The organism is Agrobacterium sp. CMT1 (genome assembly GCF_037203725.1).
In the GTDB taxonomy this organism is placed as follows: domain Bacteria; phylum Pseudomonadota; class Alphaproteobacteria; order Rhizobiales; family Rhizobiaceae; genus Agrobacterium; species Agrobacterium pusense.
The window spans coordinates 435,175-455,590 of the sequence record NZ_JBBCAR010000002.1; the positions used below are offsets into that span (position 1 = coordinate 435,175).

Annotated in this window: 19 protein-coding genes and 1 other RNA gene; 14 read left to right on the plus strand and 6 right to left on the minus strand. The window is 59.4% G+C overall.

What is annotated here, in order from left to right; genetic code table 11:
• The first annotated feature begins 20 nt into the window (after nt 1-20).
• On the plus strand, nt 21-1,412 hold the full coding sequence (locus tag WA845_RS04800; protein ID WP_006699824.1) for a dipeptidase: 1,392 nt from the start codon (nt 21-23) through the stop codon (nt 1,410-1,412).
• A gap of 386 nt (nt 1,413-1,798) precedes the next feature.
• Here WA845_RS04800 and WA845_RS04805 read toward each other — a convergent pair whose 3' ends face one another.
• The gene (locus WA845_RS04805; protein ID WP_003492998.1) at nt 1,799-2,008 is read right to left on the minus strand and encodes a cold-shock protein; all 210 of its coding nucleotides are present in this window, start codon (nt 2,006-2,008) and stop codon (nt 1,799-1,801) included.
• A gap of 471 nt (nt 2,009-2,479) precedes the next feature.
• On the opposite strand from WA845_RS04805, the gene WA845_RS04810 reads away from it, so the two are divergent.
• From WA845_RS04810 to WA845_RS04820, 3 genes are all read left to right on the plus strand, one after another.
• The gene (locus tag WA845_RS04810; protein WP_077986525.1) at nt 2,480-2,938 is read left to right on the plus strand and encodes a YbaK/EbsC family protein; all 459 of its coding nucleotides are present in this window, start codon (nt 2,480-2,482) and stop codon (nt 2,936-2,938) included.
• A gap of 143 nt (nt 2,939-3,081) precedes the next feature.
• The gene (locus WA845_RS04815) at nt 3,082-5,391 is read left to right on the plus strand and encodes a PBP1A family penicillin-binding protein (protein ID WP_112556098.1); all 2,310 of its coding nucleotides are present in this window, start codon (nt 3,082-3,084) and stop codon (nt 5,389-5,391) included.
• Nucleotides 5,392-5,680: 289 nt separating this feature from the next.
• Entirely contained in the window at nt 5,681-6,409 is a 729-nt protein-coding gene (locus tag WA845_RS04820; protein ID WP_072493781.1) for a sugar transferase, read from the plus strand.
• A 79-nt stretch (nt 6,410-6,488) separates the two neighbouring features.
• On the opposite strand, the gene WA845_RS04825 is transcribed toward WA845_RS04820, so the two are convergent.
• On the minus strand, nt 6,489-7,064 hold the full coding sequence (locus WA845_RS04825) for a c-type cytochrome (protein WP_004439101.1): 576 nt from the start codon (nt 7,062-7,064) through the stop codon (nt 6,489-6,491).
• A gap of 149 nt (nt 7,065-7,213) precedes the next feature.
• On the opposite strand from WA845_RS04825, the gene WA845_RS04830 reads away from it, so the two are divergent.
• Nucleotides 7,214-7,969 (plus strand): 3-deoxy-manno-octulosonate cytidylyltransferase, encoded by a 756-nt coding sequence (locus WA845_RS04830; RefSeq protein WP_112556100.1) that lies wholly within the window; start codon nt 7,214-7,216, stop codon nt 7,967-7,969.
• Nucleotides 7,970-7,980: 11 nt separating this feature from the next.
• Nucleotides 7,981-8,844 carry a prephenate dehydratase gene (locus WA845_RS04835; RefSeq protein ID WP_004439096.1) on the plus strand — a complete coding sequence of 288 codons (864 nt, stop codon included), beginning with the start codon at nt 7,981-7,983 and terminating at the stop codon, nt 8,842-8,844.
• 15 nt (nt 8,845-8,859) lie between these two features.
• Here WA845_RS04835 and nudC read toward each other — a convergent pair whose 3' ends face one another.
• Nucleotides 8,860-9,822: an NAD(+) diphosphatase gene (nudC, locus tag WA845_RS04840; RefSeq protein WP_112556102.1), complete on the minus strand. Its 963-nt coding sequence runs from the start codon at nt 9,820-9,822 to the stop codon at nt 8,860-8,862.
• Complete coding sequence (locus tag WA845_RS04845) at nt 9,822-10,250, minus strand: HIT domain-containing protein (protein ID WP_006699828.1); 429 nt, start codon at nt 10,248-10,250, stop codon at nt 9,822-9,824. The genes nudC and WA845_RS04845 overlap by 1 nt, the downstream gene beginning before the upstream one ends.
• Before the next feature lie 65 nt (nt 10,251-10,315).
• Between WA845_RS04845 and ffs the strand changes: the two genes are divergently transcribed.
• The 3 genes from ffs to WA845_RS04860 all read left to right on the plus strand — a co-directional run bounded on the left by ffs (nt 10,316) and on the right by WA845_RS04860 (nt 12,713).
• Nucleotides 10,316-10,412: signal recognition particle sRNA small type (ffs, locus tag WA845_RS04850), an RNA gene on the plus strand.
• Nucleotides 10,413-10,490: 78 nt separating this feature from the next.
• Nucleotides 10,491-12,365 carry a DNA polymerase III subunit gamma/tau gene (locus WA845_RS04855; RefSeq protein WP_112556104.1) on the plus strand — a complete coding sequence of 625 codons (1,875 nt, stop codon included), beginning with the start codon at nt 10,491-10,493 and terminating at the stop codon, nt 12,363-12,365.
• Between the two features lie 24 nt (nt 12,366-12,389).
• Nucleotides 12,390-12,713, plus strand: a complete 324-nt coding sequence (locus tag WA845_RS04860; RefSeq protein ID WP_004439084.1) for a YbaB/EbfC family nucleoid-associated protein — start codon at nt 12,390-12,392, stop codon at nt 12,711-12,713.
• A gap of 65 nt (nt 12,714-12,778) precedes the next feature.
• Here WA845_RS04860 and WA845_RS04865 read toward each other — a convergent pair whose 3' ends face one another.
• Entirely contained in the window at nt 12,779-13,414 is a 636-nt protein-coding gene (locus tag WA845_RS04865; RefSeq protein WP_162719270.1) for an MOSC domain-containing protein, read from the minus strand.
• A 37-nt stretch (nt 13,415-13,451) separates the two neighbouring features.
• Here WA845_RS04865 and recR point away from each other — a divergent pair, with 37 nt between their 5' ends.
• Entirely contained in the window at nt 13,452-14,057 is a 606-nt protein-coding gene (recR, locus tag WA845_RS04870; RefSeq protein ID WP_003507177.1) for a recombination mediator RecR, read from the plus strand.
• Between the two features lie 38 nt (nt 14,058-14,095).
• Nucleotides 14,096-15,361: a lytic murein transglycosylase gene (locus WA845_RS04875; protein ID WP_112556106.1), complete on the plus strand. Its 1,266-nt coding sequence runs from the start codon at nt 14,096-14,098 to the stop codon at nt 15,359-15,361.
• Nucleotides 15,362-15,524: 163 nt separating this feature from the next.
• On the opposite strand, the gene WA845_RS04880 is transcribed toward WA845_RS04875, so the two are convergent.
• Nucleotides 15,525-17,153, minus strand: a complete 1,629-nt coding sequence (locus WA845_RS04880; RefSeq protein ID WP_004439071.1) for an MFS transporter — start codon at nt 17,151-17,153, stop codon at nt 15,525-15,527.
• Between the two features lie 287 nt (nt 17,154-17,440).
• Here WA845_RS04880 and rimP point away from each other — a divergent pair, with 287 nt between their 5' ends.
• The 3 genes from rimP to WA845_RS04895 all read left to right on the plus strand — a co-directional run bounded on the left by rimP (nt 17,441) and on the right by WA845_RS04895 (nt 20,415).
• The gene (gene rimP, locus WA845_RS04885) at nt 17,441-18,037 is read left to right on the plus strand and encodes a ribosome maturation factor RimP (protein ID WP_004439068.1); all 597 of its coding nucleotides are present in this window, start codon (nt 17,441-17,443) and stop codon (nt 18,035-18,037) included.
• Nucleotides 18,038-18,100: 63 nt separating this feature from the next.
• A complete protein-coding gene (nusA, locus tag WA845_RS04890) occupies nt 18,101-19,717 on the plus strand; it encodes a transcription termination factor NusA (protein ID WP_003524306.1) in 1,617 nt (538 codons plus the stop codon).
• Nucleotides 19,714-20,415, plus strand: coding sequence for an RNA-binding protein (locus WA845_RS04895; protein WP_004439062.1), 702 nt, complete (start codon nt 19,714-19,716; stop codon nt 20,413-20,415). The genes nusA and WA845_RS04895 overlap by 4 nt, the downstream gene beginning before the upstream one ends.
• Nucleotide 20,416: the final 1 nt, after the last annotated feature.

The window sequence follows — 20,416 nt, forward strand, 5'->3', positions numbered from 1 at the left end:
CAGACATGACAGGATCAGCGATGACAGACGTTTCCCCCATTCTTTCCACTGCCGATGACAATCTCACCTCCAGCCTCGAGCGACTGTTCGAACTCGTTCGCATTCCGTCGATTTCCACGGACCCCGCTTACAAGGCCGAGTGCCGCAAGGCGGCGGAATGGCTCGTGAGAACGCTTTCAGCGCTCGGCTTTACCGCCTCCGTTCGCGATACAGCCGGTCACCCCATGGTGGTGGCGCATCACGATGCGGCCAATGAAGACGCCCCACATGTGCTTTTCTACGGCCATTATGATGTACAGCCGGTCGATCCGCTCGATCTCTGGGAAAACGATCCTTTCGAACCCGCCGTCAAAGATATCGGCGCAGGCCGTCAGGTGATTACAGGACGCGGTACGGCGGATGACAAGGGCCAGTTGATGACCTTCGTGGAGGCCTGCCGCGCCTACAAGGCCGTGAATGGCGGCCTGCCGGTGCGCGTCACCATTCTTTTTGAAGGTGAAGAAGAATCCGGTTCGCCCTCACTGAAGCCGTTCCTCGAAGCGAATGCGGAAGAGCTGAAGGCAGATTATGCCCTGGTCTGTGATACCGGCATGTGGGACCGGGATACGCCCGCCATTGCCGCGGCGCTGCGTGGTCTGGTCGGCGAAGAAATCGTCATCACCGCCGCCGATCGCGATCTGCATTCGGGTCTTTTCGGTGGTGCCGCCGCAAACCCCATCCACATCCTGACCGACATTCTCGCTGGCCTGCACGACGAGACCGGCCGCGTGACGCTCGACGGCTTCTATGACGGCGTGGAAGAAACGCCCGCCAATATCAAGGCTGCCTGGGAAACGCTGGGCCGCACCGCAGAAACCTTCCTCGGTGAAGTGGGCCTTTCGGTTCCCTCGGGTGAAAAGGGCCGCTCCGTGCTGGAACAGACCTGGGCGCGGCCGACAGCGGAGGTCAACGGCATCATAGGCGGGTACACCGGTGATGGCTTCAAGACCGTTATTGCAGCAAAAGCTTCCGCCAAGGTGTCGTTCCGCCTTGTCGGCGAACAGAACCCCGCCGCCATTCGCGAAAACTTCCGGGCCTATGTACGCTCGAAAATTCCGGCTGATTGCTCCGTGGAATTCCACGAGCATGGCGCATCGCCGGCGATCCAGCTTTCATACGATTCACCCGTCCTGACCAAGGCGAAGAACGCCCTTTCGGAAGAGTGGCCCAAACCGGCCGTCGTGATCGGCATGGGCGGCTCTATCCCGATCGTGGGCGATTTCCAGAAGATGCTCGGCATGGATTCGCTGCTCGTCGGTTTCGGCTTGACGGACGATCGCATTCATTCGCCGAATGAAAAATACGACCTGCAGTCCTTCCACAAGGGCATTCGCTCCTGGATCCGCATTCTCGACGCACTGGCCGCGAAATAAAAAAGAGGAGGCGCCACTGGTCGGGCGCCTCCGCTCACTCCAAAAACAAAAAGGCCGGGCAAGCCCGACCTTTCCATCCGTTTTCCGTCAATGCCAGTACATCCGTGGTCAAAGCGGTTCAACGGTCTGATGTTTCAGAGCGCGTCGATTTCCGACGCTGCTTTCACAATCAGGATCATCTGCTTTGGTTAATCTTTGGTTAACGCAACAACAGCGGCATCTTAAGACGCCCCTGACAGTTTTCATCTGAAACACTGTTGAACCCTATATCGGTATACGTACCGCCGTTTTCAAGACCCCGCCCGCCGGACTTCCTTCCAAAGAAAAAGGCCGGAAAAATCCGGCCTTTCAGTTCATGCAAGAAACCCTTTCGGGCCTGTTGCGTATCAGGCAGCGACGAGGTTGCCTGCGGACATCTTGCCAGAGCGGCGGTCCTGCATCAGCTCGTAAGAAAGCTTCTGGCCGTCGTTGAGGGCGGTCAGACCTGCGCGCTCAACAGCCGAGATGTGAACGAATACGTCCTGCGAACCGTCGTCCGGCTGAATGAAGCCGTAGCCCTTGGTTGCGTTGAACCACTTTACTGTACCAGTCGCCATAACGATTTCCTTCCGTTGGCAATTGTATTTGCGCTGCGAGCAGCGCGGTCTTGGGGTCGAATTTGAAGGAAAAGATCGTCGTGAGCGTCTGGAAAGACGCCGAAGCTCTGGTCGTCAAACAAATATCGATGGCGAAGTAACTAGGTTGGAAGGGGCTGAAAGTCAAGTTTCTTTGAACGAAACTATCGCATCAAGGGTCCGCCAGGGCTCGAAAAAGGGAAGCGCCAAATAGCAAAAACCCGGCGCGGGAGGAGGTGCGCCGGGTTCTTGAAACTGACTGACAATTGGGAGGAGGAGTATTGTCAGTCCAATCGGGCGACGCTGGGAGGAGGAGTGCGTCGCTTCGATGTTTTGAACATACAACATCGCCGCTCAAAAAACAGACATTCTATCGCAGCGCAGCATTGCGATTATTGCATAGCTGAAGCGTGACATCTTGAACAACCATTTCTAACCGCCTAACAAATACGCATGTCTATTCAATCCGTCAGAGCATTTTTTGCCGAAAAATCACCCGAGGTGACGATCATTGAAACGGAAGCCAGTTCGGCAACCGTTGCGCTCGCCGCTAAAGCACATGGCGTCGAGCCAGACCAGATCGCCAAAACGATCTGCCTCAAGGCGGGCGATGCAATTCTGCTCGTTGTCACCGCGGGTACGAAACGCCTCGACAACAGGAAATTCCGTGATCATTTCGGAACGAAACCGCGCATGCTGGGGGCGGACGAGGTGGTTGCGGTGACCAGCCATCCTGTCGGCGGTGTATGCCCCTTCGGCTTGCCGTCGCCTTTGCCGGTGTTTTGCGACATATCGCTGAGAGATTATCTTGAAGTGGTTCCGGCAGCCGGCGCTACCAATGCAGCGGTGCGGATTTCTCCCCATGTGATGGCCGAACTGACTAAAGCTGAATGGGTCGACGTCTGCCAATGACGCCGATTTGATCCGGCCTGGGCTTAACCCCGCCTTAAATTGCCGCATTTAAACTCTTCATCCTGGATTAAGGATCGCGCAGGCATAGACGCCTGAGACCGACAAGGCACAGGCGGTCCCCCAAAAGGAGCGATTTCGGCTGGATGGCAGGCAAGGGTAGATCACGCGAACGGGTAGAACCCTCCTTCGGGGATTTCCACGAGTCCGGTGACGATCTGCGTCTTGACGCCAGCGAGCGCATCAGCGGCACTGCAAAACAGTCGCCGAAGAAACCGAAACAGGCTTCACGCCGACCCAAGACGAAAAACGAAAAGCGCGCCCGCGGCACAGGTCGGGGGGCGACGGGTTTCATCCGGTCCCTCGTCTATTGGTGCATCGTGCTGGGCATTTGGGGCGGTATCGGGATTGCCGGACTTGTGCTTTATTATGGCGCGCGCATGCCGAGTGCCAGCAGCTGGTCCATTCCAGAACGTCCGCCGAATGTGAAGATCGTTTCCGTGAATGGCAGCGTGCTTGCAAACCGCGGCACGACCGGCGGCGAGGCGCTCGCGCTGGAAGACATGTCGCCCTATATTCCACAGGCTGTGATGGCGATTGAGGACCGGCGGTTTTATTCCCATTTCGGGGTCGATCCGCTTGGTCTCGGACGTGCCATCGTCACGAATGTGCTGACGGGGCGAACCGTGCAGGGCGGCTCGACACTGACGCAACAGCTGGCGAAAAACCTTTTCCTTTCGCCGGACAGGACCCTCGAACGCAAGGTTCAGGAAGTGCTGCTGTCCTTCTGGCTGGAGCACAAGTTCACCAAGGATCAGATCCTGGCGATGTACCTCAATCGCGTCTATTTCGGATCCAACGCCTATGGCGTCGAGGCGGCCTCGCGGCGCTACTTCAACAAATCCGCCCGCGACGTCAATCTGGGCGAAGCGGCAATGCTTGCCGGGCTTCTCAAAGCGCCCTCGCGCCTTTCGCCGGCACGGGACCCACAGGCAGCGGAAGAACGGGCGCAGGTCGTGCTGCAATCCATGCGCGACGTCGGTTTCATTACCGATGATGAGATCAAGACCGCCATGTCGCAGCCGCCGACCAAAGCGAAACGCTTCTGGTCCGGTGCCGAACATTACGCCGCCGACATGGTGCTGGAAGAGGTGCGCGGCCTGGTTGGCGAGGTCAAGCAGGATATCGTCGTCGATACGACAATCGATCCCGATCTCGAGCGCGATGCCGAAAAGGCGCTGACCCACGTGCTGCAGGGCGACGGCAAAAAACAGGGCGCCTCCCAGGCGGCACTGGTTTCCATCGACGGTACGGGGGCGATCAGGGCCGTGGTGGGCGGTGCGGATTATGCCGAAAGCCAGTTTAACCGCGCCGCCAAGGCAAAACGGCAACCCGGCTCGGCATTCAAGCCCTTCGTCTACGTCGCCGCCCTCGAATCCGGGCTCACGCCCTATACCATTCGTAATGACGGGCCTGTTCGTATCGGCAACTGGACCCCGGAAAATTATGAGAAGAAATTTCGCGGCGAAGTGACACTGGCCACGGCGCTGGCCAACTCCCTGAACACCATCGCCGCCCAGCTGGTGATGGAGGTCGGTCCCGAGCGGGTGACACAGGTGGCGCATCGCATGGGCATCGAATCGGAGCTGCAGAACAATGCCTCCATCGCGCTCGGCACTTCGGAAGTGTCGCTGATGGAACTGACAGCTTCTTATGCCCCCTTCATGAATGGCGGCTATAAAGCCACGCCGCACATCGTGAAGCGTATCACCGATGCCGATGGCAAGGTGCTTTATGAAAACAAATATGACAATCCGCCACGGGTGCTGAGCGAAGAAATTGCCGCCACGATGAACGGCATGCTGTCGCGCGTCATCACCGAAGGTACCGGCAAGGCCGCGCGCCTGCAGGGCTGGCAGGCAGCGGGGAAATCCGGCACCACGCAGTCTTTTCGCGATGCGCTCTTTGTTGGCTATACGAGCAATCTGACGACCGGCGTCTGGTTTGGAAACGACGACGGCACCTCCATGAAAAAGGTCACGGGCGGCGGCCTTCCTGCAAGGGCGTGGAAAGAGTTCATGACCGCGGCTCATTCCGGTCTTTCGCCTTCGCCCCTCTTCGGTCTTGGTGCAGGCGGCGTGCCGCCGCTCATGGATATGCAGCAACCGGCGCCGGAGAATGCGCCCTCCTCCATTGGCGACATCATTTCCAACGCGCTGGGCGGCGGAACGACTGATAACCGCGCCTATCCCGCGGCGCCGGCATCACCCACACCGAATCAGCCAGATGGGCAGCCGGGAGGGCTGACGCCGCCGGCTAATATTCCTTCGCGGGATATCGAACCCCGTTATTCCACCGGCAACGGCCCTGTGCCGCCGGCCGATATTGGCGGTGAAGCGCCTGACGTGTCGGGACCGAAACAAACCACCCTGCTCGACATTCTGATGGGTCGCTGACAGGTTTTTAAATCGTCGCCAAGTCCCGGTAACGAAGGACGAAGCGACCGAGGTCCACGTCCTTCATCCCTTTCGTTTCACGCTTTTCGGTGGCCGAACCGGCCGCCGCCCCATCCAGGGCGGCGAATCGGCACCTGAAGTGCAACACCTGCGTGCATACGTTAACTTTAGATTGATATTTGCCCAGACACGGCTACATTTCGGATGACTTTTTAGGGTAAATGAATTATTAATCGTTCATATAAATTAAATTTCTTCTATCAAAATAAGTTTTTCAGGATCCTATATTATGTTGGGTACTAAAGGCTCATCCCATGCCGTTTTTTTCGGCGATCCCTATTCCTCGGCCATCACTTTCGAGACACCGGAAACGCAGCCCTGCATTTTTGAGAAACGGGTATCTCCACTACAACGCGGCCAGTTCGCGCTCAAAAGAACGATGGACATTGCGGGGGCGTCCATCGCCCTCGTCGCACTGGCTCCCGTCCTGCTGACGGTGGCAGCGCTCGTCAAACTCGACAGCCGCGGGCCGGTCCTGTTCTCGCAGGTCCGCTGGGGCATGAATGGACGGAAGATTCGCGTCTATAAATTTCGCTCAATGAGAACAGACATGTGCGACGCTACCGGCGTGGCGCAAACAGTGAAGGATGACCCGAGAATAACCCGCATCGGCGCCATTCTCCGGCGCACGAATATTGATGAGCTGCCACAGCTCATCAATGTGCTCAAGGGTGACATGTCGCTGGTCGGACCGCGCTGCCATGCCATCGGCATGCTGGCGGCCGGCCGTCTCTACGAGGAGCTGGTTCCGCACTATCACCTGCGGCACCGGATGCGGCCAGGCATCACGGGACTTGCCCAGATGCGGGGCCTGCGCGGGCCAACGGATCGCAGCGACAAGGCAAGGGCACGCATCGTTTCCGATCTTTATTATGTCGAAAATTTTTCGGTCTGGCTGGATGTCAGGATCATGGTCGGAACGGTGATTTCCGAGTTGCGGGGCGGCAAGGGCTTCTGATCTTCAAGAGGCAAGGCAAGATTGCGAAAAGAAAAGCCCGGCATCTCTGCCGGGCTTTTCTCATGAACTGTCGTCACCTTCAATTTGTCGGCGCGGGAGCTGCAGCCGGATCCGGCAGCGGCGCCGGGTTCGCAGACAGCGTGCGGAGATAGGCAATAAGATCTGCTCTTTCCGTTTCTTTCTTCACACCCGCAAAGCCCATGGCCGTGCCTGGAACGTGCTTTTTCGGGGCTTCGAGAAAATAGTTGAGATGATCGTAATCCCAGTGCTCGGCTCCACCCTTGGAGAAATCCTTCATCGCTGCGGAGTAGCTGAAACCTTCGTGGCTGGCGATCGGCCGGTTGACGACATCGAAGAGATTGGGGCCGACCTTGTTTGCACCACCACTCTCTCCGGTATGACAGCTCGTACATTTCTTGAAGACCGCTTCGCCCTTGGCGGCGTCCGCGCTGGCGAGCAACTGTGCGATCGGGGTGGCCGCAGCCGCCGCTTCTCCGCCGCCCGTTCCGCCGCTGCTTTCTTCCGCGACGATGGCGTAACCTTCCTTTTCGGGCGCGGGCGCATGGAAAATGCCCTCGGACGCAATCGACACCGACATCAGGACGAATACTGTACCCAGAAACGCCCCAACGCCCATATTAACATAAGAATTCATCTAAACGCGCTCCCTCGCATCCGCTCGATATAACGGGCATCTTGAAATTGCTCGAAAGCTATGGCTTTTGCACAGCCTGCGCAACTTGAATAATGCTCCCCACACCGTGACGTTTTGACACTTTTCGGGCGGGATTTGAAGGGTGTCGGATGAATAATCGGGATTTCGAGAAAGCTGTCGTCCTCATACCGGCGCGGATGGCCTCCACGCGCCTGCCCGGCAAGCCGCTTGCCGACATTGGTGGCAAGCCGATGATCGTGCAGGTTGCGCAGCGGGCACGTGAGGCCGGCGCGGAGCAAATCGTCGTCGCGGTCGATGACGAACAGGTATTTTCGGCGGTTCAAAATGCCGGTTTCGACGTGATGATGACGCGTGACGACCATCAATCCGGTTCGGATCGCATTTTCGAAGCGCTGCAGAAGGCAGACCCCTATGGCAAGGCGGAATATGTCATCAATGTTCAGGGCGACCTTCCAACCATCGAGGCGGAAACTATACGCGCCTCGTTGCGCCCGCTGGAGAACGCCGCCGTCGACATTGCGACACTGACGGTCGAAATCACCGACGAGGAAGAAAAAACCAATCCGAACGTAGTGAAAGTTGTGGGCAGCCCACTTTCCGAAACCCGTCTGCGCGCGCTTTATTTCACCCGCACCACCGCGCCTTACGGCGAGGGGCCGCTTTATCATCATATCGGGCTTTACACGTATCGCCGTGCTGCGCTCGAGACATTCGTGAGTCTACCGCCCTCACCGCTGGAAAAGCGCGAGCGGCTGGAGCAGCTGCGTGCTCTCGAAGCGGGCATGCGCATTGATGCCGAGATCGTCCGCTCCGTACCGCTCGGTGTCGATACGCCGCACGATCTCGAAAAAGCCCGCAAAATTCTTGCAAGCAGAACCCTTTAACGGACAGTCCCATGAGCTTGATCACCAATCGCATTGCCTTTCAGGGCGAATTCGGCGCGAACTCCGACATGGCCTGCCGCGACATGTTTCCGAACATGGAACCATTGCCGTGTCCGACATTCGAGGATGCGTTCAACGCCATTGAAAACGGCGAAGCCGATCTCGGCATGATCCCGATCGAAAACACTCTGGCCGGCCGCGTGGCGGATATTCATCACCTGCTGCCGGAATCGCGCCTGCATATCATCGGCGAATATTTCATGCCGATCCGCTTTCAGCTGATGGTGATGCCGGGCGTGAAAAAGGACGAAATCCGCACCGTCCACAGCCACATCCACGCACTTGGCCAGTGCCGCAAGATCATTCGTTCCAACGGCTGGAAACCCGTCATCGCCGGCGATACGGCAGGATCGGCAAGGCTCGTTTCCGAAACGGGCGACCGCAGCATGGCGGCGCTTGCGCCGCGTCTTGCCGCCAGCCTTTACGGTCTCGATATTCTCGCCGAGAATGTCGAGGATTCGGAAAACAACGTCACGCGCTTCGTAGTGCTTTCCCGCGATGAAAACTGGGCCAAGCGCCAGTCGAGCGAAGAAATCGTCGTCACGACCTTCGTTTTCAACGTCCGCAACATTCCCGCGGCACTCTACAAGGCCATGGGTGGCTTTGCGACGAACGGCATCAATATGACGAAGCTCGAAAGCTACCAGCTCGGCGGCAAATTCGTGGCGACGCAATTTTATGCCGACATTGAAGGCCATCCCGATGACGAACCCGTGCGGCATGCGCTGGACGAGCTGCGCTTCTTCTCTGAAAAAGTCCGCATTCTCGGCGTCTACAAGGGCCATGCGATGCGCGGCAAGCTCAACCAGAGCTGAGCCTGCCGCGATCTCCTACCTTGGCCATTCCACCCAGTCGCGCATCAGGCGATGCGCGATGGCTCCCATGGGCGGCGCAGAAAGACCTTCGCCCGCCGGGGCCTCCAGCATCTTTGCCACCTCTTCCCGCGTGAACCAGCGGCAATCCTCAAGCTCGACCTCATCGCGTGCGATCTCAAAAGACAACGCCTCGGCATAACAGCCGATCATCAGCGTATGCGGCATCGGCCAAGGCTGGGAGGCGTGATAACGGACGCGGCCGATTTCGACGCCGGATTCCTCGTGCGTTTCACGGCGAACAGCCTGTTCGATGGTCTCACCCGGTTCCACAAAACCGGCGAGGCACGAATACATGCCCGGCGCAAAATGCGCTCCGCGGCCAAGCAGGCACAGATCGCGCTCGATATCGATCGTCATCATGATGACGACGGGATCAGTGCGTGGAAAAATAGTGTGGCTGCAGGCGGCGCAGATGCGCTTGTAGCCGCCGATTCGCTGCTCCATGGCCCCACCGCATTTCCCGCAAAAGCGGTTGTCGGCGTTCCAATGTGTGAGGCTGACGGCCTGGGCGACCTCGCTCAGCAATTCCTCTTCCAGCAGGTGATCGCGATAAAGCGTGCGGGCGTCGGCGAGCTTGTAGTGGCTCGCCAGCTGGTCTTCGGCCACGGCAACCGGAACGGCGATTCGCGGTTCGCCGGTCTCCCGATATCCAAGCAGGACGGCATTGTCGAAATCCGGCTGCAATTCGGCCAGCTCATAGGCGGAAAACAGGGGGTCGATGACCTGTTCGTCATGCTTCAGGACAAGCCGGCTGCCCGAAAAGGCAAAAATATGAGTGCCGTCGACTTTCAGGGCATCGGCAACGCATTCCTCCGTCCGCTTTTCCGCGAAACGATCGAGGGCATTTTTGGAAAAAGCCGTCAGCAGACTTGCTTCGGGATGGGGGGCAGTGGTTTCAAAAATTTTCATGGAAATCATCAGAGTGCGCCGGAGATTTTTTTCATCAAAGTTTCCTTTTCGCCCGCGGCATAAGGCACGGGCGTCCCGTGACCCCAGATGGGGCCGGGCCAGCAGGTGTCGCCTTCATTGCGGGCGATAATATGGACATGCAGTTGCCGGACGATGTTGCCCAGAGCGCCCACATTGATCTTGGTGGCCGCGGTAATTTCTTTCAAGGCGGACGCGACAAGATTGGTCTCGAATGTCAGAACGGCCTGATCAAGCGGAGTAAGATCGAACAGCTCGCTGACGCCCTCTCGCTGCGGCACCAGCACCAGCCATGGCCAGCGGCTGTCATTTTGCAAACGCAGTTCACATAGCCCCAAACGCGTCACGAGCACGCTATCGCGCGCCAGTCTTTCGTCCAGCTGGAATGTCTCCAAGGTGTCCTCCATGTTTGTTTTCATTGTGATAGCAGTTTTTTGAATGCTTGGCTTGCATTTGCTGTCGATATTGCCGATATGTGGCCCCGGGAGGTTGGTGGTGGACGAGCCACTCGCCAACCGGGTCAGGTCCGGAAGGAAGCAGCCCTAACGAGCCCGGCACGGGTCGCCGTGCCAGCCTCCCACCTTTTAAAAGACGTGCTCAGCTTTCGCCGGGCCAGTTCAGCGCCCCAAGACAAACTGGCAAAACAAACTGGCGAGGCGATGAACGACAGCGTACCCACCACATCAAGCGAATCCCAGGTCGGGACCGGCTATCGGGTACTGGCGCGCAAATATCGCCCGAAGGATTTTTCCGATCTGATGGTCGGACAGGAGCCGATGGTCCGCACGCTGACAAACGCGTTCGAGACCGGACGTATTGCGCAGGCCTATATGCTGACCGGCGTCCGCGGCGTGGGCAAAACGACCACGGCCCGCATTCTCGCCCGAGCGCTGAATTACAAAACCGACACCATCGACAAGCCGACCATCGATCTGCGCATTCCCGGTGAACATTGTCAGGCGATCATGGAAGGTCGCCATGTCGACGTGATCGAGATGGATGCCGCCTCCCATACCGGCATCGACGATATTCGCGAAATCATCGAACAGGTGCGTTATCGCCCTGTCTCGGCGCGTTATAAGGTCTATATCATCGACGAAGTGCACATGCTGTCGACGCAGGCTTTCAACGGCCTGCTCAAGACGCTGGAAGAGCCGCCGGAGCATGTGAAGTTCATCTTCGCCACAACGGAAATCCGCAAGGTTCCGATCACGGTTCTGTCACGATGCCAGCGTTTCGACCTGCGCCGCATCAGCGCCGCCGATCTCGTCGGCCTTTTTACCGCCATCGCCGGCAAGGAAGGTTTCGAAGCCGAACCGCAGGCGCTTTCGATGATCGCCCGCGCGGCGGAAGGGTCTGCCCGTGACGGCCTGTCGCTGCTCGATCAGGCAATCGCCCATGGTGGTGGCCGGGTGGAAGCTGAAGCGGTACGCGGCATGCTCGGTCTTGCCGACCGGGCCCGCATCGTCGATCTCTTCCAGCATGTCGTCAAAGGCGATGTCGCGGCCGCTCTGTCGGAATTTAACGGTCAATATGAGGCGGGCGCGAACCCGGTTGTGGTCCTTAACGATCTCGCCGATTTCACCCATCTCGTGACCCGCATGAAATATGTGCCGGATGCAGCGGAAGATCCCTCGCTTTCTGAAATAGAGCGCGTGCGCGGTGCAGAATTTGCCGACACGATTGCGGTCACCGCGCTTTCGCGGATCTGGCAGATGTTGCTGAAGGGCATACCGGAAACGGAAAACGCCTCGCGCCCGGCCGGCGCTGCCGAAATGGTTCTCATCCGGCTGGCGCACGCTGCCAATCTTCCCGCACCCGAAGATGCTGCCCGGCGCTTGCTGGAGCTTTCGAACGGTGACGGGGGTTACGCCAATGGCGGACCTTCCGGCGGTGGCAATGGCGGCGGTGCGCGCGCCTATTCGTCAGCACAGACCGTGGCCGCGGGACGACCTGTCGATCTTCCCAACCAGCGCCAGGCAACGCCACAGACCTCCGCCATACTGCGCGCCGTTCCAGATAGCCGCCCGCAGGAGATGCAGGTCGCAGCACCGAAAACGGAGGAGCGGCCGGAGCCGAAAGTTCCCGTCAGTTCCGTGCAGGATATTGCCGATCTGTGTCAGAAGAACCGCGATCCCGTCATGCGGGCGAAAGTGCGCAACTTTGTACGGCTGGTACGGCTGGAGCCCGGCCGGCTCGATATGCGCCTCGGGGAAGGTGCCCCCGGCTCCCTGCCCGGCGAACTTGGCGTCAAGCTCAAGGAATGGACCGGCATCCACTGGATCATCAGCCTCAGCAAGGAGCAGGGGGAACCGACCCTTGTCGAGGCTGAGGGCAACGCACGGGACGCGCGTCTCGTCGATGCACGCCAGGACCCTGATGTGGCTGCCATCCTGGCGCAGTTTCCCGGCGCAAAAATTACCGACGTGCGCATCCGCGCCGCCGCACAGGATGAGGCTGAAGAGATCGCGCCGCCATCGGTTGCCGAATCGAGCGAAGGCGACATCCTTCCTGGCGACGACATCGAGTTTTAAACAAAAAGAACAGGAGATTGGCACATGCGTGACATCATGGGCATGATGGGCAAGGTCAAGGAAATGCAGGCCAAGATGGAGAAGGTGCAGGAAGAAATCGCTGCGCTCGAAATCGAGGGGCGTGCTGGCGGCGGTCTGGTGACCGTCATTCTGAACGGCAAGGGCGAAATGCGCGGCCTGAAAATCGATCCCTCGCTGTTGAAGGAAGACGAGGTGGAAATCCTTGAGGACCTGATCGTCGCAGCGCATAAGGATGCCAAGCAGAAAGGCGAAGCGCAGGCGCAGGAAAAGATGGCTGGGCTGACCGCCGGCCTGCCGCTCCCGCCCGGCATGAAACTGCCGTTCTGATATAACCGATCTGAAGAGAGGGCGAAGCGCATGGAGCGGGCGCCCTCCTTGTCCCATGGCCGGCTTCAAGCTTCCAGCATCGCGCGAAACCGGCTCGCCAGCGGCGTTTCCAGAAAGGCCCGGCGTTCGGCTGCGTTGAGCTGCATGGGGCGAAAGCGCTGCAGAATGGTCGGTATTGGCAGCTTCAATCCTCGATAGGGTTTGAATACGATATCCTCCCCGGCAGCCAACATGCCGCCTTTCAGCACCCGGCAGTAGAATCCCGGTTGGCCCGCCCGACGGAAACGCAGTGCGAAATCGGGATCGCCGATGCGAACCGACAGGGTGGCGCAGGGAATGCGGGCGGCGGTCACTTCCAGCTCAACGTCATTTGCCAAGAACCTGTCGCCAACGTGGAGTTTTGCGCTGTCGACACCATCAAGAACGAGGTTCTCACCAAAAAACCCGGGTTCGACCGCAAAGCCCAGAGAGCGGGACCAGAAGTCGAGATCGGCGGAGCCCATGACGTAAATCGCCTGATCCGGCCCGCCGTGATGTTTGCGATTGCAGACGGCGTCACTGACGATGCCTTCCGCATCGACCATGACGGGACCCTGCACGGCGTGTTTGAAGATGCCCGTCTTCGTGGTCTTTCCCGGCAGCCTTTTCGCCTCGCCCCGGCACACCGCCCTGATTTTCATGAACAACCCTTTGCGCTTCATGATTCCCGTTTCCCGATTTATGCAGTAGAAAGCGCTCATGGCAAAACGAGTCACCGGCCCCGAAATCGAAAAACTGATCCAGCTCCTGGCAAAAGTGCCGGGGCTTGGGCCCCGCTCGGCGCGGCGGGCAGCACTGCATCTCATCAAGAAGAAGGAACAGCTTCTCGGGCCGCTGGGCCATGCCATGGGCGAGGCCTATGACAAGGTGAAGATCTGCTCCTGCTGCGGCAACGTCGATACGATAGACCCCTGCACCGTCTGCGCCGACGACCGGCGCGACCAGTCGGTCATCATCGTGGTGGAAGATGTGTCTGATCTCTGGGCGCTGGAGCGGACGGGTGCGATGAACACTGCCTATCACGTGCTGGGGGGCACTCTGTCGCCGCTCGACGGGGTCGGGCCGGAGGACCTGAACATCAAGGGCCTGATCGACCGTGTGAGCGCCGGCGGCATCCGCGAGCTCATCATCGCCGTCAATGCGACGGTGGAAGGGCAGGCAACCGCCCATTACATCACCGACCGCCTCTCCGGTCTCGACATCAAGATCACCCGGCTTGCGCATGGCGTGCCGGTGGGCGGTGAGCTCGATTATCTCGACGAGGGCACCTTGACGGCCGCGCTTCGGGCGCGAACGACAATCTGAAGTCCCCCTCCCTCCCCGTCATTCAAAGAGGAGACCGAATGCGAAACCGTTTTGCCCCGAAGGCGCTGGCTGCCCTTCTTTCCGTTTTTTCAGCAACGACGGCGTTGGCGCAATCGGCACCGACAGGAGCAGCGGCAGCCCGATATGATGCCGAATTTAATGCCTGGCTGAAAAAGGAAATCTGGCCGGAAGCGCGCAAGGCCGGCATTTCGCAAAGGACGCTTGAGGCCACGCTCGGCGGTCTCTCCATCAGCTGGAACCTGCCCGATCTCGTCATTCCCGGCCAGAAGCCGCCAAAGGAGCAGAGCCAGAGCCAGGCGGAATTTTCCTCGCCCGGCGCCTATTTCTCGGAAAAGCGGCTGCAGGGTCTTGCCGCCACCGGGCGTTCGCTTGCTTCCACCCACGCGGCGACGCTGCGCCGGATAGAGGCTAAATACGGTGTGCCGGGTGATATCGTCGTTGCGATCTGGGGCCGCGAATCCGGTTTCGGCCGAGCCAAGCTGCCGCATTCCGTGGTCGATGTGCTGGCTACAAAAGCCTATATGTCTACCCGCAAGGAGATGTTTCGCGCCGAGTTGATCGATGCGCTGAAGATCGTCGAGAGTGGCGATATCGTGGCCTCTCGCATGATGGGCTCCTGGGCCGGTGCGCTCGGTCAGCCGCAGTTCATGCCGTCGAGCTATCTGAAGTATGCCGTGGACTTTGATGGCGACGGCCACCGTGACATCTGGAACTCCGTGCCGGACGCGTTGGCATCCATAGCTAACTATCTTTCTCAGCGCGGCTGGCAACGCAATCGCGACTGGGGTTTCGAAGTCTCGATCCCCGCCAATGTTTCCTGCGCGCAGGAAGGGCCTGATCTCGCACGACCTGTGGCGGACTGGGCGAAAATGGGCATCACACGCATTTCCGGAAAAGCCTTCCCGGCCAATGACCTCTCTGCCGATGGCATGATGCTGGTCCCGGCTGGGCGGCATGGGCCGGAATTCGTGGTGACGCCGAATTTCTACGTCATCAAGGAATATAATAATTCCGATCTCTATGCGCTTTTCATCGGCAATCTCGCTGACCGCATCGCCCACGGCGCGGGGCCGTTCCAGGGGGAATGGGGCAATGTCGGATCGATGCTGCGCTCGGATGTTCTGGCAATGCAGAAGGCGTTGGTCGCCAAGGGCTATGATGTCGGCAAGGCAGATGGCCTCGCCGGTTTCAAGACGCGCCGCTCGCTTGGGGACTGGCAGTCGAAAAACGGGCTCGCTCCAACCTGCTTTCCCGATGCGACGTTGAAGGCGAAGCTGAAGTAGCGTTGCTGGCAACGTGTGAAAACCTCTCCTCCGTCATGCTCGGGCCTGTCCCGAGCATCTGCAACCGATTGATTTAATGATAGGTGTTTGGATCCTCGGGACAGGCCCGAGGATGACGGGGAGAGTGTGGGAAGGGCATCGCCACTCACTTACCCATCGTCTCTCAATGCTGATCGGTATGAGGCTTGTGAAAGATATCGTCGGTCGGCGGGATGGTCTGCCGCTCGATCATCCGGTGCACCCGTGGCCGCGTCTTGCCGCGGTGAAGCTCCAGCAGCCGGTCCCAGGCCTCTGCATCTGCCTGGGTGCGGCGGTGATTATGGCGGACATATTCCACCCAGGTCGGCACATGGTAACTTTCCGTCCAGATGTCGGGGTTTTCGAGATCGCGCATCAGGTTCCAGTTGCGCGCGCCGTCACGAATGCGAATGCGGCGGCGCTCGGCCATCAGCGGCAGGAATTCGCCGAGATCCTCGTCATGGATTTCATAATCGATGAGAATGGCGATGGGCCCGCTGCGCGGCTTGATGTCCAGTCTCAGCGGCGGCTCCACGAAACGGTTGAGCGGATCGAGATTGAGCGAGGCGAAGGCTGGCATGGCGAGTTTGAGGCCGACGACGACACCGAGCAGCATCAGTGCGCAGGAACAGAGCAGCGAATAGGAAATGCCGTAATCTTCCGCCAGCTCACCCCACAGCCAGCTGCCGACCGCAATGCCGCCGAAGGTGAGCGTCTGGTAAAGCGAGAGCGCCCTGCCAACCACCCATCGCGGGGTGGAGAGCTGGACAATGGTATTGAAAAGCGACAGTGCCAGCACCCAGCAGGCGCCGGCAACGGTCAGCACCAGTGACGTGATGATCGCGCTCGTGCTCACCGCCGTTACGCCGGCGCTGAAGGCGAAGCCTAGAAATGCGACGCGCACGATCCATTCGCTGGACAGCACCTCGCGCAATCTCGCGCTGATCAGCGCACCGCCAATCGCGCCGACGCCGAAGGCACCCAGCATGACGCCATAGGTCAGCGGGCCGCCCTCCACCAGGTCGCGGGCGACGATGGGCATCAAGGCGAGGATGGCGCTGGCTGAAAGGCCGAAAAGGAAGCCGCGCACCAGCACCTTGCCGATATTGGGCGACATCGCCACATAACGCATGCCGGCCGAAATGGCGGCCAGAAGCTGCTCCCGCGGCAAGGTCGAGGCATATTTGGGCGGCTGCCAGCGAAACAGGGCGTAGATCAGCGTGAAATAGCTCAGCGCATTCACGAAAAATGCGGCGGCCGCACCGGCGGCGGCGACGATGATACCGCCGATGGCCGGGCCGACACTGCGGGTAATATTGAAGCCGACACTGTTCAGCGTGACGGCGGCGGGCAAATCCTCGCGCGGCACCATTTCGCCGACGGAGGCCTGCCAGGACGGATTGTTGAGCGCGGTGCCGCAGCCGATCATGAAGGTGAAGAAGAGCAGAAGCCACGGCGTGAGCCAGCCGGACCAGGCAAAGACCGTCAGCAGCACGGAGGCCGTCAGCATCAGAAGCTGCGCCGAAATCATAATGCGGCGGCGGTCGAAACTATCGGCCAGCGCGCCTGAAATCAGCGAGAACAGCATGATCGGCAATGAGGTGGAGGCCTGCACCAGCGCGATCATGTTTTCCGAACTTGAAAGCGAGGTCATCATCCATGCGGCGCCCACCGCCTGGATCAGTCCGCCGAAATTCGAGGCAAGGCTCGCGATCCAGATTCGTCTGTAAGTCAAATGCCTTAAAGGCGCGAGTGGCGATTTACGGTCAGGCACGCTCTGTCCACTTGATGCAACTGCGATTTATCAAACGGCAACTATAGACAGTGCCGAAAATCATGCCAGCCTTTCCCGCACGGGAAGGGTGAAAATATGGCCGAGGGCGCAGCGGAAGCGAGTCTACCCGCGAAAACCTTGCAATCCTGCACCGATGGGTCTATATGACCACTGAAATTCTTGATCGCTTGATGAAGAGTGGGGCCGCAAGGCTCCGCTCTTTTTCGTTAGGCGAACCGGAAACAGAGGGCTGAAAGCCCGGCGACAATCCAAAACCGGAAGGCCAGATGGCAGACACCGCACACGAACCGCGACTTATAACCGAAACCGGCATCGACCAGCGTATTGCCGAGATCATCGAACCCGTTCTGACGGGTATGGGCTATGTTCTGGTGCGCGTGCGGCTTTCCAATCAGAACGGCATGACGCTGCAGGTGATGGCGGAACGGGAAGACGGCACGATGACCGTTGAGGACTGTGAAGCCATTTCCATGGCCATTTCACCGGTTCTTGATGTGGAAGATCCGGTCGATAAAGCGTATCATCTTGAAGTTTCCTCGCCCGGCATCGACCGGCCGATGGTTCGCAAATCGGATTTCACCCGTTGGCAGGGCCATCTGGTGAAGGTCGAAACCTCCATTCTGGTCGAGAACCGCAAGCGGTTTCGCGGCAAGATCGTTGAGGTTGATGCTGACGGTTTCAAGCTGGAACGCGACCAGATCGCTTATGGCGAAGAGCCGACAGTCGTTATTCCGTTCACTGCGCTTTCCGATGCGAAGCTCATTCTGACGGACGACCTTATTCGTGATGCGCTGCGGGCAGACAAGGCGGCCAAGGCCGCTGCCGCAAACCAGAACGACGAAAACGAAGCAGACGAAGACTAATTCCAACGTAAAGCCCGGAAAACGGGCGATCCCCGCAATTATGCGACTTACGGAGATAAAAAAATGGCAGTGAGTGCTAACCGGCTTGAGCTTCTGCAGATCGCCGATGCTGTGGCGCGCGAAAAGGTCATCGACCGCGAAATCGTGCTTGCCGCAATGGCCGACGCTATCCAGAAAGCCGCCCGCTCGCGCTATGGTTCGGAAACCAATATCCGCGCCGACATCAACTCCAAGACCGGCGAAATCCGCCTGCAGCGTCTTCTGGAAGTTGTCGAAGCGGCTGAGGACTATTCGACCCAGATCCCGCTGGAGCTTGCCCGCGACCGCAACCCGGACGCCAAGCTCGGCGACTTCATTGCAGATCCGCTGCCGCCAATGGATTTCGGCCGTATCGCTGCCCAGTCCGCCAAGCAGGTCATCGTGCAGAAGGTGCGCGAGGCCGAGCGTGACCGCCAGTATGACGAGTTCAAGGACCGTATCGGCGAAATCGTCAACGGCACCGTCAAGCGCGTCGAATACGGCAACGTCATCGTCGATCTCGGCCGTGGCGAAGGCATTATCCGTCGTGACGAGATGATCCCGCGCGAAAACATGCGCTACGGCGATCGCGTACGCGCCTACGTCTACGACGTTCGCCGCGAACAGCGTGGCCCGCAGATTTTCCTGTCGCGTACCCATCCGCAGTTCATGGTGAAGCTCTTCACCATGGAAGTGCCTGAGATCTACGACGGCATCATCCAGATCAAGTCGGTTGCCCGTGATCCTGGCTCACGCGCCAAGATTGCCGTCATCTCGAACGATAGCTCGATCGACCCGGTCGGCGCCTGCGTCGGTATGCGCGGTTCGCGCGTTCAGGCCGTCGTCGGCGAACTCCAGGGTGAGAAGATCGACATCATTCCATGGAGCCAGGAGCCGGCGTCGTTCATCGTCAATGCCCTCCAGCCGGCGGAAGTCGCCAAGGTCGTTCTGGATGAAGAATCCGAGCGTATCGAAGTGGTTGTTCCCGACGAGCAGCTGTCGCTCGCCATCGGCCGCCGCGGTCAGAACGTGCGTCTGGCATCGCAGCTAACCGGCTGGGACATCGACATCATGACCGAGCAGGAAGAATCCGAGCGTCGCCAGAAGGAATTCAACGAGCGTACGGCCCTGTTCATGGAAGCGCTCGACGTCGACGAAATGGTCGGCCAGGTTCTGGCTTCGGAAGGCTTCGCGCAGGTTGAAGAACTGGCTTATGTCGATCTCGACGAAATTTCCTCGATCGATGGCTTCGACGAAGACACCGCCGATGAAATCCAGACCCGCGCCCGCGAATATCTGGAACGCCTGGAAGCCGAAATGGATGCCAAGCGCAAGGAACTCGGCGTTTCCGACGAATTGCGCCAGATCGACGGCCTGACCTCGCAGATGATGGTTGCGCTCGGCGAAGACGGCATCAAGACCATCGAAGACTTTGCCGGCTGTGCAGCGGACGATCTCGTTGGCTGGAGCGAGCGCAAGGACGGCGAGACGAAGAAGTTCGAAGGCATCTTCTCCAAGCTCGATGTTTCGCGCGTCGAGGCCGAGAACATGGTGGTGCAGGCTCGCCTTCTGGCAGGCTGGATCACCGCCGAAGAGCTCGCTTCCGAACAGGAAGCCGATGCGGAAGCTGCCGAGGAGGCGGATACCGCCGAGCAGGAATGACATCGCAGGCGCATGAGCCGGACGAGCTGCCCGAGACTGACGATGACGGGCGGATCAAAGGCGACGTCAATGGACGTATGTGCATTGTGACACGGCAGAGCGGATCGCCAGATGAGCTGATCCGCTTCGTCGCAGGCCCGGACGGCGACGTCGTTCCGGACCTGAAACGCCAATTGCCGGGACGCGGCTGCTGGGTGACACCCGAGCGCGCCCTGATCGAGAAAGCCATCGCGAAGAAGCTCTTCGCGCGGGCTCTGAAACGTGACGTCAAGGCCGGGCCTGAGCTTCTCGCTCTTCTCGACCGTCTGATGGCGCAGCATGTGGCTGGCATGATGAACATGGCGCGCAAGGCGGGCCAGTTCATCAGCGGCGCGACGAAGGTCGATGCTGCCGTCCGGTCCGGGAACGCGATCGCCGTGTTTCACGCGACCGACGCTGCGGCCGATGGCGTCAGAAAACTGGACCAGGCCCGCAAGGCCTGGGCACTCGGCAGCGATGCCGGCAATGAAATTCCGTCCTTCCGGCTCTTTAGCGAAGCCGAAATGGACGAGTTGATGGGCCAGAATGCTTTTATCCATGCCTGCGCGCTTGCAGGGCAGGCGGGTGAGGGTGTAGTGAAGCGCGCAACGATGCTTGAGCAGTACCGCAATGGCGGTCGGGCTCATGCGGAACGCGACGCTGCCCGGACAGAACAATGAC